A 13,518-nucleotide genomic window follows, 5' to 3' on the forward strand; every position below is an offset into this window, starting at 1 on the left:
AATACACTGCGAAAGGATGATTCTGTTGTCATTGTCGTACGAAAATCAAATTGAGCTTTTAAAGGACATCATGATGAATCATTTGGAAGACTCCCAAGGCTCCGTATCCGAATGCAGCCAAATCGGAAGACTTGTCAAGTCCTTGCTTGCCAACCAGCAGGTTGATCATCAATTGACTCCTGTTCTGCAAGAAATTTACGCTTATTGCCAAACTGGATCACGAACACCCAGTTTGGACAGTCATATTAATGAACACCAGGAACATCTGTCTCAATGGATTGAGGATATGGATCAATTTTCGTGAAGTATTGTTTCTAAAAATTCTATCCAAAATTCCATTTCCTGGTAGCGCTGTTGATTTTTATGCCAGCCGATTGCAAGCAGCGTATGTGCAATGACATACCATTTCAACCGAATCTGAAGGTGGTCCGTATACTCCAAACCATAAATCTCAAGCCAATGGTTCCATTCAGTCCTCGGAATATACCAGTATAAAAGGGGACCGATATCCATAGCCGGATCTGCAATAGCTGCACCATCCCAGTCAATCAAATATATTTCACCATTTTCCGAGAGCAGCCAATTATTATGGTTGACATCTCCATGGCAAACAGTAAATGTCTCACAATTGACATTCAGCAGCTCACTTTTCAGAAACTCCAGCGCTTCGTGGACACTGTGATGTGAAGCAAGTTCCTCATCAAGTGCTGACGTCACTTCCTCCAGCATCATCTCTGGCTTGTAAGGTGCTTTTCCGATACGTCCAAGCATGGATAGCAGCGGACTGGACTCATGTATTTTTTTTAAAAGTTCGGCCACGCCATCCTGGGTCATTTCCCCCGGTTTAAATTCCCGGCCGTTTAAACATTCCTGTGCGGTAATTACATCGCCGTTTTCCATCCTCTTTGTCCAAATCAGTTTAGGGACAATCCCCTCTGCTGATAATACAGCCAAAAAAGGAGAGGAATTACGTTTCAAAAAAAGCTTTTCGTTATTTTTGGATGCAAAAAAAGCCTTTCCTGTCGCTCCGCCGGCAGGAATAATTTCCCAGTCATGCTCTAATAAGTGTTTCACCGTCATTCACCTTCAATTAAATTACCGGAGGCGACACTCCGTTCATCTCGTTAGAAATAAAAAAGACAGCTATTGGATAAATGAAATACAATAGCCATCCCTCATTAAAGTGTACCGCGAACCGACTTTTTTCGTCAAGACCCAATCAATGGGATTCATTATTTTCACAAAGCTTTTTGAACAAAAAAGCAATTGCCTTGATCAGCCGGGGCAAACAAGATGATCTTCGAGGAGGCAGTTTTTCAGTCACCACAGGGAAGATGTTGACTTCAATCACATCATGTGCAGCCTTGCAACGGGCTGATCCTCGACAGGTTGGCGCAGCGCAGGAGCACTTCCTGATCAGCTTCCTTGTCGGCTTGATGTTTGCGGGGCTAGGTACTGGCCGTCTTAAAGCGCCACGTCCTGTGGCGCCTGCGGCACTAGGCGTCCAATCCGTCGGCAGACTCAAGCAGCTATGTCCTGTCGCTTCGTCTGCACTAGGACATCCTGTCCGTCGGAGCTTGATGTAGCACAAATTATTTTTTTAACAAACTTGGGCGCTTAATAGATTCAATAATTCATATATGTTTACATTATTAGTCCTGACGGCCACCGACACCGTAACTCCTTCTGACGCTTGTTCTAACAGCTTTTTCAAGCAGTACCCTCGCAGCACGGAACTGCATCATTTTTAATGGGGTGTTGTATGATTTCAGTTCAGTTAACCAAGTTTCATAGTTTTGTTTATCAATAAATCGTACATCATCAGGTGGATTTTGATGGGTGATATATCCATTTTCAGCAATGATTACTTTTTCTATAGGCAGTTCCGTATCATTCGTCTGAAAAATTTGTTTGATTACTTTATCCATGCGTCTAACCGATATGATCGGATTTAACACCTTATTTTCGCCATTTTGAGTCTTTTTCTGCCAAAAATGCTCCTTTGACCCGATAAAAAAAGCATTATCTTCATCATCCAAAAAAGACATACAAATTACCTTGGATGGAGTGACCATTATCACTTCAAGCTGTACCTTTGCCTTTTTCAATTGAAATATAGGGTTATACATCAATAAAAATGTATCGGGAAACCTCTGTAAAAGTTTGCGCAACTGAACATCGGAATATAAAGAAGAATGCGGGTATGATTTTTCAGTAATTGTTGAACTGGCCCACTTGATTTGTGAGATGAACAGCTGGTCAAGAAAAGTCCGTTTCAAGTCCTCCACTTCGTTCGGAGCGCTTTGATTTTTAGTTTCATATTCAAGCATAGAATCCCATCTTCTTTTCTTCAGCCGGACAAATAACGAAGTGTATCGTGATAAATCAGTTTCGTAACGGGATATATAATCGTTTAACTTGATAAGCTGAGCCATTTAATTAGATATAACCTCTTTTCTTCTAGATGAGCTTAAAAGACTCTACTTTTTCATATTTTGGAGTTCTGTCAAGACGGGTTCTGTATAATGTCGCTTCCTCCAATGTAAAAATGGAGCCCGGAAGCAGGGGTGCCAGGCTTTCCTTGACGGATAGGCTTTGGAATACCCCCTGCCCCGTCCACTTCCTTGCGAGAGTGATATGCGGTTTAAATGGTCTTGTCTCCAGCTCAAAACCGGCTCGTTCACAGGCTGTAAAGACCTTGTCCCTCACTCCCGACAATGAAGAACTTTCAGTCGTATTCACCCAAAGAATTCTTGGGGAATCCGTACGCCCGAACGTACCCGCCTGATTCAAGGCCACTTGAAATGATTGACAATCTTTCAATGCTCCTTTTACATTTGATGCGGCCTCGGCAAGACGGCGTTGATCAGCATTACCCAAAAAAGCCAGCGTGATATGGTAATCTTCACGATGAACCCAGCTTTTAAAGGGAAAGTCAACTTTTAACCGCTCGCTGATTTTTGATAAATGGGCTTTAACATCATCTGGCAATGTCATTGCAAAGAAGTAGTGGCTTGAATGCATGGACTGATTTCTCCTTTTATTTAATTTTTACCTTTTAATTTCAACTTTGGTTTCTTCATTGATTTTTGCTTCGAAAAGAGTCTGCAATTTGCGGGTGACTCCTCCTGGTTTCCCGGCGCCAATGGGTTTGTCATCCACCTTGACTATTGGCATGACCTCCGAGGTAGTGCTTGTAATAAACACTTCATCCGCTTGGAGCAAATCAACCACTCCAAATGCTTTTTCAACAAAAGGAATACCGTTTTCTTGACAGAGCTTTGCAAGCACCTGTCTCGTGATACCGTTAAGAATAAAATTGTCAGCCGGATGCGTAATTACTTCTCCATTTCTCACTAGATACGCATTGGAGGATGAACCTTCAGTCACTATGCCGGATCGATGCAAAATTGCTTCAAAACATCCAGCTTCAGTCGCTTCCTGTTTCGCAAGGACATTCGGAAGAAGGTTGAGGCTTTTAATATCGCAGCGAAGCCAGCGGATATCTTCTGCCGTGATGGCGTCCACTCCACTTTCAAGTTGTCTTTCCGGTCTTGGCACCTCGTTTGTATATGCAGTTAAAACGGCCGTCGTCTGGCTGTCAGGTTTCGGAAACATGTGAGTTCTTGGCGCTGTCCCTCTCGTCACTTGCATATATACAGAGCCGAAGCCCACTCCGTTTTCTTTAACAAGTTCAGCAACAAGGTCTTCAATACGTTCCGGCGTCATAGAAATATCCATCTTTATTTTCTTTGCGCTTTGAAAAAGCCTTTCAATATGCTCTTTTGCTGTGAAAAGCTTGCCGCCATATACACGGATCACTTCATATACACCGTCACCGAATTGATAACCGCGATCCTCCAAATCAATATGTACTACTGACCGATCAAGTATTTGATCACCGAAGATGATTTTCCCCATTGTAATTCCTCCTGTCCCTATTTATCACATGCCAATTCGTAAAAAGCCTGTGCATACAAAGCGGTTGCTTTTAACAGATCTTCTATTTCCATATATTCATCTTTTTGGTGCGCTACGTCCGGCCTTCCCGGAAACAATGCCCCAAAGGCTACACCCGTTTTCAATGAACGTGCATACGTTCCACCGCTGATGGACATAAGTTCCGCCTTTTCGTTTGTTTGTTCCTCATATACTTTGACCAGTTTTTGGATTAATATATCATCTGCCGGCACATAATGCGGCTTCAAATTCGATAAATTGGCCACTTCAAAGTGAGCCTCATCTGCAAAACCTATAATTTTTTCCATTCCTTCCTCAAGGTTAAACGATGCCGGGTAACGCAAATTTAAACCGAACCGGCCGCCATCTTCATCATTGAAGGTCATGATGCCGACATTAATTGTCACATCCCCCATCTTTTCATCTCGATGCTGCACTCCAAATGCCCGGCCGCGGGAGTCTCCAAAGAAAAACTGGACAGCTACTTCCACAAAGTCCTTCCCTTTCCGATCCAGCTTGATTGTGGAAAGAAAGTTTGCCAGCAGCAAACCAGCGTTTTTTCCATTATCCGGTTCCATTCCATGGGCAGAAATTCCTTCCATTTCCAATACGACATAGCCGCTTTCAACATAGTAACTTCCCGACAGACCCTGACTGTATTTAAAATCGTTAAATAGCTGCAGCAGTTCTGTATGGTCACATTGTATGTCGAGAACCGCCCGTGCATGATCCGGAACCATATTGTAGCGTCTGCCTGAAAAGAAGGATATGAGCGTTATTTTTGCCCCTTGTTCTTTCGGGGCATTACGTTTTTGCTTCAAATCAAAGTCTGCAATCCCTTTTTCTGCATTGATAATCGGAAAGTCAGCATCGGGTGCAAATCCCATATCCGGCATTTCCTCATGTTCAAAGTAATGGTTGACACAGCGCCACTTACTTTCTTCATCTGTCCCGATAATGAGCCGGATGCGTTTTTCAATAGGTAAACCAAGTTCTTTCACAATTTTCAGTCCATAATAAGCCGCCATCGTCGGACCTTTATCGTCAATGGCACCGCGTGCAAAGATTTTTCCATCCTTCACTTCCCCGCCATAAGGATCGACCGACCAACCGTCCCCTTCTGGAACGACATCTACATGGCACAAAGCCGCGATGAGCCCGTCGCCTGATCCCATTTCCAGATGGCCGGCAAGATTACCGACATTTTTGGTGATAAACCCATCTCTTTCACCAAGCTCTAGCATGTAATCCAAGGCTTTTTTCACTTCGGTCCCCAAAGGAGCATCTTCAGCTTTGCACGCCTCATTCAAAACGCTTTTAATCTGCAGCAATCCCTGTAAATCACCTATCAGGTCACTCTTTCGCTTATTCACTTCTTTCTTCCAGTCAATGTTCGCCATGTACAAAAACTCCTTTGGTCAATAATCGCTTCTATCATTGTACAACTTTTCAGCCATTTAGAAAAAGGGAAAGAGACTGCGCATCAACTGAATAACTATTACATAAAATCCACACATAATAATAAATGGGATTATCAGTACCGTAGTAACAAGGTTCTTTCCTTTTACATACCCTTCTTTACCGGAATATTTCCGAGTAAACGGATGGTTCCCTATCAATTTATGCCACACGCTGCCAACCCAAACAAGCAGGAAGAAGAAGCCTGCGGCAGCCACTGTCATTTTCAGCCAAAGTGGTGGTACAAAAACGATTGCTGCTCCGGTAACTCCAAGTACCTGCAAATATCCCCGAATATACTCCGTATCCCGTGTGGCAACTTTTATGAACAACTCCAAAAAACCATTTCTTTCGTTTCGGTTCCTAAATATCCGGTTTGATTTTGAATAAAGTCTTGGACTCTTTCGAACAGGTCTGGGCTTTGGAAGCTTTTCCATATCCATGGATAGACCGAAAATCATTTCAGTATAGTTATTTTTATCCTTTTCATCGATTGATAGATCCTGTTCAAAAGTATGTATCGATGTGAATCGTTTTTTCACAAGCAGCATAGAAACAATTCCATTAAATATCATGATAAATAAAATCGGAAAAAGGCTGACAAATTGGAATGCTTCATAACTGAACCACCAAATGACTGCTGCACAGATTAAGACTGGGAGGCTTCTGAAAAGACTTCTCCAGCCCCTTACATAGGCATTCAACATTCCGTTTATTGCCATGATTAGCCACTTTAAGGAAACCCACAGTCCTAAAAAGAGGACGAGTTGCTTTATCCCAAGATTGTAGTGGTTAAACCAAAATGGGGAAATGAGCAACCCCAGCAAGGCCGCCGAAATCATTTCGGAGATGTATGATGCTGTAATCCCGCCTTGCTTCATTCCCAGCATCAGTTTCTCATTTTTTCTTAAAAAAATAATATCTGCCTCTCTGACATATGTTTTAAAATAGCCTCCCCATAATAAAAAGAAATAGAGTGTAAATAAAATCGGAAATGGCACGAACTCAATCCAGCCAGGAGACTCAATCCACCAGGATCTGTATACAAAAACACTGATAATGACCGCTGGAATAACTAGGTAGACAAGAACCGTCCAATCAACAACTGATTTTATAATCTTATATTGATAATTCCAATTTTCCCTGATTCTATGAAAAAGAAGCCGACGACTATTCATGGATATCATCTACCGAGGAAATACAGGAATACAAGCTGCCGTCTTCGGCACCGCATTGTGAGAGAACTTCAGGCAACGTCCCTGACGCTTTGACTGTCCCTCGTTCAATCACGATAAAAGAATCGCATACCCGCTGGGCCGTATCCAGTATATGAGTACACATGAGTATCCCTGTTCCTTTCTCTCTTTCTTCATTAAGCATGTCAAGGAGCGTTTTTGTCGAGCCAGGATCCAGCCCCATAAATGGTTCATCAATGATCAAAAGGTCAGGCTTTGTAAACAAAGCAAGGGCAATCATCCCTTTCTGCTGCATCCCTTTTGAAAAAGTGTCGGGAAATTCATGGATCCTATCTTCCAAGCGGAATTTTTTCAATAGTGATTTGGCGTAGAGTAAATGTTCCTCTCCTAATTGTTCAACAGCTGTGACAAATTCAAAATGCTCCCACAATGTCAGTTCATCATAAAATATCGGTCTTTCAGGTATGTATGAATAAGTCGTCCCTTCAAGCCGGATAATCTTGCCTTCTACAAAGGGCAACTCTCCGAGTATCGCTTTGATGGTCGTACTTTTCCCTGCTCCGTTTGCACCGATCATTCCAGTAAGGCCAGAGCCCTCCAAAGAAAAAGCAACTTGGGTGATTACCGCTTCGTCTGACTTATATCCGGCTTCATCTATTTTTACAGAGAGTAATGCCAAAACAGCTTCATCCCTTTCTTTTTCATTCTGTCTATTTACGAATTAAGAGGCTCAAAGTTTCACATAGGCATGAAATGGGAATACTAAATGTGTTAAATACGACAAGATACAACCTTTTTCTTCCAAGTTGGATATTACCCTTTCAAAAAACAAACTAATGAGTTAAAATAGAAGTGTCTGACATTTCAGTCTTGAAATGCAGTAAAACTATGGAGCTATAGTTGAAAAGGAGTTGTCCTCTGGAATAACTTACAAACCATAAATCATATACAGCGTCCGCACCATCTGCCAAGGAATTTTAAGATGAGGGAGTGGTTTTTTTGAAGCCGTCGACCAACAGAATGCTTACCAGAATCAAAGATGTTTACTTATACATCAAAGAAAATGGTACAGTTTCCACACGGGAACTGGCTGATGCATTCGGAAGTACACCTCGCACCATTCAAAGAGATTTGAATGTGTTAGAATACAATGACCTGATCAGCAGCCCGCGCCGCGGGAAGTGGACAACAACAGAGAAAAAAGTCAAGGTAACATTATGATAGAAAAGCGGAGGGCGACGTTTAGCGACGTACAGACTGGACGACTCCTGACGAGATAAACACGGTGAAGCTGCAGGCGAACCGATGTTGACTTATCGTAGGAAGGACGAGGAAGTCTGCTAGTCGCTGGAGCCCGTAGCTAGACATTAGAAAAGCGGAGGTGCCTGTTCATCGACGCACAAACTGGAGTGGCTTCGACGAGATAAAGGATAAGGTAGTGCGAGAGTGCCAGCTTATCGGCGACAAGCATAAGACGAGCGCTGGCGAAGGCGTAGTTTGCATTCAGAAGCGATTGGCTTATGACCTCGAGCCGATGGCACTCGCAGCCGGACAACACGGCGACGAAGGCCGCCTCAAAGCGCCACATCCTGTGGCTTCGGTGGCACTAGGACATCCTGTCCGTCGGAGCCGATGTTGACTTATCGTAGGAAAGCTACTTCTGCGAGAAGCTTCCTGTGCTTTGCGACGAGCTGAACAAGGCTTCTTTGAATAAGCTATGGCGCAGGAGCACCAGAGCCGCGAAGTTTGCTAGTCGATAGGCACCGGAGCTAGACACTAGAATAGCGGAGATTTCTTTTCGTCCCCCGCTATATAAAAAAGCCTCCTGTCTTCCCATCAAGGGATGCAGGAGGCTTTTTCTGTTTTCGGCTTTATGCCTTTTGCCCATTCACATAGTCCTTCAATCTACCAACTTCTTCATCAGTCAATTCACGGTACTCTCCGAGTTCCAGGTCTTCATCCAGTTTTAACGGTCCCATCGAGAGCCGTTTTAAATAAATGACTTTTTTCCCGACCGCCTCGAACATCCGCTTTACTTGATGAAACTTTCCTTCTGTAATAGTCAACTCAATATCCGAATATGGACCGCTCTTGATAATTTCAAGCTTTCCTGGTTTCGTCTGATAACCGTCGTCCAAAGTCACACCATTCATAAAAGCTTCTATATCCTCGTTTGTAACAGCTGAATCAATGACTGCAAAATAAGTTTTGGGAACATCCTTTTTGGGGGACAAAAGCTGATGGGCCAATTGGCCGTCATTCGTTAAAAGGAGCATTCCTTCTGTATCTTTATCAAGGCGACCGACCGGAAACGGTTGAAAAACCACATCCTGTTCGTCCAACAGGTCTATGACTGTCTGATCCCGCAAATCTTCTGTGGCGGAAATTACACCTGGCGGCTTGTTCATCATAAGATAAATAAACTCCCTATAGTGTACTTCTTCTCCAAAAATCACGACAGCATCTTCATCAGGGTTTACATGAAACTTCCCGTCCTTTACAGCGTCACCGTTGATAGTGACTTTTCCGCTTTTTAATATTTTCTTTACATCTTTACGGCTTCCGTAGCCCATATTGGCCAGAAGTTTATCGATCCTCATTTTTTCACCTCCAAAACATATAAAGAAAAGCGCAAGGCGCACAGCCTTATGCGACAAGCACAAGACGAATTGCGAGGTGGCAGCTTCTCAGCCACCACAGCAAAGCAGCTGACTTCAATAATATCGTGAGGAACTTCTTTGAATAGACTTTATGCCACATTACAACGAGAGGAAACATACGCTTCCTCGAATAGGCTGTGCCGCAGGAGCACATTCATCCTAAAAGCAACTTGATCCTGCGCCGATGCTGCCTGGCCGCCTTAGAACTCCACATCCTCGAAAAAGCTGACGCTTTTCCTTCGTGCGATGGAACGCTGCCGAAGCTTTCCTTGTCCTGTGGCTTCGGCAGGCTCAGGGCGCGACATCCTGTCGCTTCGCTTGCACTAGCACTTCCTGCGCGTCGGTGGCACCAGTGCTCCTGTCCGTCGGAGCTAGACATAACATTATCCTTGTTTGGATAGAATATGTGGTTTAATTTTATACTTTATTTATTTTTAAAAAATCACTAAATGGGCTTTCGTCCATACGCTTTTGTCACATTTACATAGGCTAATGATGCAGGAACGAAAAGATTGGAGTGAAAACGATGTATATGGACTTCCGCCAGCAGCCCCCAATGGGAATGCCGCAGATGCCGCAAATGCAGATGCCAATGGGAGGCATGCAGCAGCCTATGGGAACTCTGCAGCAGCCTATGGAGTTTCAGCCTCAGCTCGCTGAACAGCAAGGTACAGCTCCCCAATTCTTTCCAGGGACTCAGGGATTCCCGGGCGGCTCAGGGACCGAAAGAAGACTTAGCCAACTTGAGCGGCAAATGGAGCGTCTCAATAGACAAGTTGAAAGATTAGACCGGCGTGTATCCAGGATTGAAAGACAATTGGGCTACACCCGGCCGGACTATTACGACCTTCCTGAACATAAAGGATACTATGGTTAGTCTAAATTCGAAAAAAAGAGGCGCCGATTGGCAGCCTCTTTCTTTCCATTAAGAGAATCCCAGCCGCTGCTTAATCCTTTGAAGTCTTGCACCAAACAGTCTGTCAGCCAGGCCAGACTTCAATCCAAGATAAGCATAAATAACTCCGCCTACTCCGGCACAGATGATGATAATCACAATGGACTGCCAGGTTGATTCCGTCGTCATAAACAATAGCAGCCCTTTATAGATGACATAGACAGAAATTGCCATAATTACGTTGAAAATAACAATCAAAAGCGATCTTCTATAGACAAGCTTAAAAGGGTAATAGGCGAACTTTTTAATAACGATAAAGTTGATCATTATCGCAACCCCGTAGCCCAGCGCTGTTGCATATACAGCTCCTTCTGTAGCAAAAAGCTTAATGAGCGGAATGTTTACAGTCAATTTTACTAGCAATCCAGTCAACAGGCTAAGCACAGTAAAGCGCTGTTCGTTGATACCTTGGAGTATTGCCGCAGTGACAGAGTATAATGCAAATAAAATCGCCACCGGGGCATACGTACGGAGAACCTGCGCACCATATTGGTCAAATTCATAAAACATCGTGTACATCGGGTCAGCTAAAAGAGCAAGTCCGATTGCCGCCGGCACAGTGATGAACAGCAAAACCTGAAACGTCTGGTCAAGCTGCCGAAACATCAGCTTTTTATCATCTTTTACATATGACTCTGTTACAAGCGGTACAATAGTAAGAGCAAATGCTGTTGCCAGCGATACAGGAATAATGACAAGCTTATGAGTCGTCATATTCAATATTCCCAGTGCATCAAGTGCCCCGGCTGCTTTTCCAGCTTCTGCCATTGCTCTGGTGAACGTAACTTGGTCGATAAATTGGAAAAGAGGATTTGCAATTCCCACTAATACAAACGGGAAGGCATAAATAAATATTTCCTTATACATATTTGGAAGCGAGACATCGACTGTGTGCCTGTCATATTGCAATAACTCATCCAGTCCCGGCTTCCTTTTTCTCCAATACCACATGAGGACTGCGAGACTGGCAAGTCCGCCAATGAAAGCAGCAAAAGTCGCCACACTAACAGCTGTTACAATACTTCCCTTCAAAATGTAGAGCACAATAAATGCTCCGGCCAGCAAAAAAGCGATCCGTGCCAACTGCTCTACAACCGTTGAAACTGCGGAAGGCCCCATTGATTGGTGGCCTTGGAAAAATCCCCTCACCAGACTCATGACAGGAATTATCAATAAAGCGAAGCTTACAGCCCTGATGACCTTTGCTACATCTGCAGCTGTATAACTGTGATCAGTTTCTGCCCCTTTTAACACAATTTCTGCCATCCACGGTGCAAGCCCATACATCGCCAGGAAAGACACAATTCCAGTACCAAGCATGACGTATATTCCGGAGCGGAACAGCTTCCGTCCCACTGCATACTCTTCCAGTGCATTATATTTTGCAATATATTTTGAGACTGCCAGCGGGACCCCTGCCGTCGCTATACTGATAAAAATTGTGTATGGCACATATCCAAACGTGTATAGTGCGGCCTGGTGTGCACCGCCGAGTATTCTATAAAAAGGGATGACATAAAGTAACCCTAGCACTTTAGACAAAATGGTACCAAGTGTTAAAATAAATGTTCCTCGAATTAATTTAGATGACATTCAATCCCTGACTCTCCGTTAAAAAATTTATGTTATGTATATGTTCCGTTTTTTCTCTTATGGGTACTTTTGATGAGTTCCCCTGATATAGTTTACAGTTATCGGCTCGATTTGACAATGACGCACTCTATGATATTTGCTTTTAGTCTGTGCGCATTTTAAAATAAATTGATTGGAAATGGATATTAAGGTGTTGAATAAAAATGAATTATGATGTAATTGTTATCGGCGGTGGCCCGTCAGGCTTGATGGCATCCATTGCCGCGGCTGAAAAAAAGGCGAAGGTTCTGTTGATAGATAAAGGAAATAAACTTGGCAGAAAGCTTGCCATATCGGGCGGCGGAAGATGCAATGTGACCAACAGGCTGCCCCTTGAGGAAATCATCCGCCATATACCTGGTAATGGACGTTTCTTGTATGGTGCTTTTTCCGTCTTCAATAATGAAGATATCATCCGCTTCTTTGAAAATCTCGGAATTGAACTGAAGGAAGAAGACCATGGCCGAATGTTCCCGGTTTCAAATAGAGCACAGTCGGTTGTAGACGCACTTTTGTCATATATGGACGACCTTGGTGTTGAAACCAGGACAAACTGCCCTGTGAAGGATGTGCTCTATGATAATAGCGAAACCACAGGGGTGCTGCTTGAAAGCGGTGAGAAAATCGCCAGCCGTGCCGTCGTAGTTGCTGCCGGTGGAAAATCTGTACCGCAGACGGGTTCCACAGGAGATGGATATCCGTGGGCGAAAAAAGCGGGACATACGATCACCGAGCTGTTTCCGACCGAAGTCCCGCTCACTTCCAATGAATCTTTTATCAAAGCAAAAACCCTCCAAGGCTTGTCGTTACGGGATGTTTCACTAAGTGTATTGAATCCGAAAGGCAAACCGATCATCACCCATCAAATGGACATGATATTTACCCATTTTGGAATATCCGGGCCGGCTGTTTTACGGTGCAGCCAATTTGTAGTAAAAGCAATGAAAAAATGGAACTTAAAAACGGTTGTCATGAATCTCGATTCTCTGCCGGAAATGAACTTGGAAGAGCTGTTTCAAAAGTTACAGAAGCTTGTGAAAGAGGAACCAAAAAAGGCAATCAAAAATGCCTTGAAGGGATTGCTCCCGGAACGTTTCTTGCTGTTCATGCTCGAGCAATGCGAGATTGACCCGGCTTCTCCTTGTTCCAATGTTTCGGCCGAAAAAATCCGCAATTTTTCCCAAGCGTGTAAACAGTTCCGCTTTACTGTCAATGGAACATTGCCGCTGGAAAAAGCGTTTGTAACCGGAGGAGGCGTTTCAGTCAAAGAAATCGAGCCGAAAACTCTGGCATCGAAAAAAATGCCCGGCCTTTATTTCTGTGGTGAAGTGCTGGATATTTATGGATACACAGGAGGGTACAACATCACTGCAGCTCTCGTGACTGGACGTCTTGCCGGTGAAAACAGCGCCGCATACAGCACATAAGAAAAGCGCAAGGCGCCCGTTTATCGGCGACAAGCACAAGGAGAATTTTGATGAGGGAGTTCCTCAGCCACCACAGCAAATCAGCTGATTTTAATCACTTCGTGAGAAACATCTCTGACTATGCTGCATGCAGCTTTGCGACGAGGGAAACATGCGCTTCCTTGAATACCCTGTGCCGCAGGAGCACAATCTTCCTGAATAAACTTCCGCGGACTTGTGACCTCGAGCCG

General features: G+C 43.9%; 15 protein-coding genes. 6 read left to right on the forward strand and 9 right to left on the reverse strand.

Annotation, left to right across the window (positions count from 1 at the left end):
- Nucleotides 1–16 precede the first annotated feature (16 nt).
- Nucleotides 17–304 carry a YtzH-like family protein gene (locus tag D4T97_RS06690; RefSeq protein ID WP_328588764.1) on the forward strand — a complete coding sequence of 96 codons (288 nt, stop codon included), beginning with the start codon at nucleotides 17–19 and terminating at the stop codon, nucleotides 302–304.
- On the opposite strand, the gene D4T97_RS06695 is transcribed toward D4T97_RS06690, so the two are convergent.
- On the reverse strand, nucleotides 292–1,074 hold the full coding sequence (locus D4T97_RS06695; protein ID WP_126049201.1) for a phosphotransferase family protein: 783 nt from the start codon (nucleotides 1,072–1,074) through the stop codon (nucleotides 292–294). The genes D4T97_RS06690 and D4T97_RS06695 overlap by 13 nt on opposite strands.
- 260 nt (nucleotides 1,075–1,334) lie before the next feature.
- On the opposite strand from D4T97_RS06695, the gene D4T97_RS06700 reads away from it, so the two are divergent.
- Complete coding sequence (locus tag D4T97_RS06700; protein WP_206435541.1) at nucleotides 1,335–1,586, forward strand: hypothetical protein; 252 nt, start codon at nucleotides 1,335–1,337, stop codon at nucleotides 1,584–1,586.
- Nucleotides 1,587–1,652: 66 nt separating this feature from the next.
- Here the strand turns inward: D4T97_RS06700 and D4T97_RS06705 are convergent, their stop codons facing one another.
- From D4T97_RS06705 to D4T97_RS06730, 6 genes are read right to left on the reverse strand one after another with little or no spacing between them, the layout of a single operon-like run.
- A complete protein-coding gene (locus D4T97_RS06705) occupies nucleotides 1,653–2,435 on the reverse strand; it encodes an NERD domain-containing protein (RefSeq protein WP_126048958.1) in 783 nt (260 codons plus the stop codon).
- A 25-nt stretch (nucleotides 2,436–2,460) separates the two neighbouring features.
- Nucleotides 2,461–3,024 (reverse strand): RNA 2',3'-cyclic phosphodiesterase, encoded by a 564-nt coding sequence (thpR, locus tag D4T97_RS06710; protein WP_126048960.1) that lies wholly within the window; start codon nucleotides 3,022–3,024, stop codon nucleotides 2,461–2,463.
- A 27-nt stretch (nucleotides 3,025–3,051) separates the two neighbouring features.
- Entirely contained in the window at nucleotides 3,052–3,921 is an 870-nt protein-coding gene (gene dat, locus D4T97_RS06715) for a D-amino-acid transaminase (protein WP_126048962.1), read from the reverse strand.
- A 17-nt stretch (nucleotides 3,922–3,938) separates the two neighbouring features.
- Nucleotides 3,939–5,360, reverse strand: a complete 1,422-nt coding sequence (gene pepV / locus D4T97_RS06720) for a dipeptidase PepV (protein WP_126048964.1) — start codon at nucleotides 5,358–5,360, stop codon at nucleotides 3,939–3,941.
- Nucleotides 5,361–5,417: 57 nt separating this feature from the next.
- Entirely contained in the window at nucleotides 5,418–6,596 is a 1,179-nt protein-coding gene (locus tag D4T97_RS06725) for an ABC transporter permease (protein WP_164525495.1), read from the reverse strand.
- Nucleotides 6,589–7,293 carry an ATP-binding cassette domain-containing protein gene (locus D4T97_RS06730; protein WP_126048968.1) on the reverse strand — a complete coding sequence of 235 codons (705 nt, stop codon included), beginning with the start codon at nucleotides 7,291–7,293 and terminating at the stop codon, nucleotides 6,589–6,591. The genes D4T97_RS06725 and D4T97_RS06730 overlap by 8 nt, the downstream gene beginning before the upstream one ends.
- Nucleotides 7,294–7,613: 320 nt before the next feature.
- Between D4T97_RS06730 and D4T97_RS06735 the strand changes: the two genes are divergently transcribed.
- Nucleotides 7,614–7,835: a DeoR family transcriptional regulator gene (locus tag D4T97_RS06735; RefSeq protein WP_126048970.1), complete on the forward strand. Its 222-nt coding sequence runs from the start codon at nucleotides 7,614–7,616 to the stop codon at nucleotides 7,833–7,835.
- Nucleotides 7,836–8,052: 217 nt separating this feature from the next.
- Nucleotides 8,053–8,253: a hypothetical protein gene (locus D4T97_RS06740; protein ID WP_126048972.1), complete on the forward strand. Its 201-nt coding sequence runs from the start codon at nucleotides 8,053–8,055 to the stop codon at nucleotides 8,251–8,253.
- A gap of 232 nt (nucleotides 8,254–8,485) precedes the next feature.
- Here the strand turns inward: D4T97_RS06740 and D4T97_RS06745 are convergent, their stop codons facing one another.
- Complete coding sequence (locus D4T97_RS06745) at nucleotides 8,486–9,214, reverse strand: pseudouridine synthase (RefSeq protein ID WP_126048974.1); 729 nt, start codon at nucleotides 9,212–9,214, stop codon at nucleotides 8,486–8,488.
- A 586-nt stretch (nucleotides 9,215–9,800) separates the two neighbouring features.
- Here D4T97_RS06745 and D4T97_RS06750 point away from each other — a divergent pair.
- Nucleotides 9,801–10,151: a hypothetical protein gene (locus D4T97_RS06750; RefSeq protein ID WP_235872174.1), complete on the forward strand. Its 351-nt coding sequence runs from the start codon at nucleotides 9,801–9,803 to the stop codon at nucleotides 10,149–10,151.
- A gap of 48 nt (nucleotides 10,152–10,199) precedes the next feature.
- On the opposite strand, the gene D4T97_RS06755 is transcribed toward D4T97_RS06750, so the two are convergent.
- Nucleotides 10,200–11,822, reverse strand: a complete 1,623-nt coding sequence (locus D4T97_RS06755; protein ID WP_126048976.1) for a putative polysaccharide biosynthesis protein — start codon at nucleotides 11,820–11,822, stop codon at nucleotides 10,200–10,202.
- A 203-nt stretch (nucleotides 11,823–12,025) separates the two neighbouring features.
- Between D4T97_RS06755 and D4T97_RS06760 the strand changes: the two genes are divergently transcribed.
- Nucleotides 12,026–13,288 carry a BaiN/RdsA family NAD(P)/FAD-dependent oxidoreductase gene (locus tag D4T97_RS06760; protein ID WP_126048978.1) on the forward strand — a complete coding sequence of 421 codons (1,263 nt, stop codon included), beginning with the start codon at nucleotides 12,026–12,028 and terminating at the stop codon, nucleotides 13,286–13,288.
- Nucleotides 13,289–13,518: the final 230 nt, after the last annotated feature.

The organism is Siminovitchia acidinfaciens, assembly GCF_003605385.1.
Taxonomy (GTDB): Bacteria; Bacillota; Bacilli; order Bacillales; family Bacillaceae_C; genus Siminovitchia; species Siminovitchia acidinfaciens.

Coding starts and splice junctions, on each gene's coding strand:
- D4T97_RS06690 (WP_328588764.1), top strand. CDS start 17: ATGATTCTGTTGTCATTGTCGTACGAAAATCAAATTGAGCTTTTAAAG.
- D4T97_RS06700 (WP_206435541.1), top strand. CDS start 1,335: ATGTTGACTTCAATCACATCATGTGCAGCCTTGCAACGGGCTGATCCT.
- D4T97_RS06705 (WP_126048958.1), bottom strand. CDS start 2,435: ATGGCTCAGCTTATCAAGTTAAACGATTATATATCCCGTTACGAAACT.
- thpR (WP_126048960.1), bottom strand. CDS start 3,024: ATGCATTCAAGCCACTACTTCTTTGCAATGACATTGCCAGATGATGTT.
- dat (WP_126048962.1), bottom strand. CDS start 3,921: ATGGGGAAAATCATCTTCGGTGATCAAATACTTGATCGGTCAGTAGTA.
- pepV (WP_126048964.1), bottom strand. CDS start 5,360: ATGGCGAACATTGACTGGAAGAAAGAAGTGAATAAGCGAAAGAGTGAC.
- D4T97_RS06725 (WP_164525495.1), bottom strand. CDS start 6,596: ATGAATAGTCGTCGGCTTCTTTTTCATAGAATCAGGGAAAATTGGAAT.
- D4T97_RS06745 (WP_126048974.1), bottom strand. CDS start 9,214: ATGAGGATCGATAAACTTCTGGCCAATATGGGCTACGGAAGCCGTAAA.
- D4T97_RS06750 (WP_235872174.1), top strand. CDS start 9,801: ATGTATATGGACTTCCGCCAGCAGCCCCCAATGGGAATGCCGCAGATG.
- D4T97_RS06755 (WP_126048976.1), bottom strand. CDS start 11,822: ATGTCATCTAAATTAATTCGAGGAACATTTATTTTAACACTTGGTACC.
- D4T97_RS06760 (WP_126048978.1), top strand. CDS start 12,026: ATGAATTATGATGTAATTGTTATCGGCGGTGGCCCGTCAGGCTTGATG.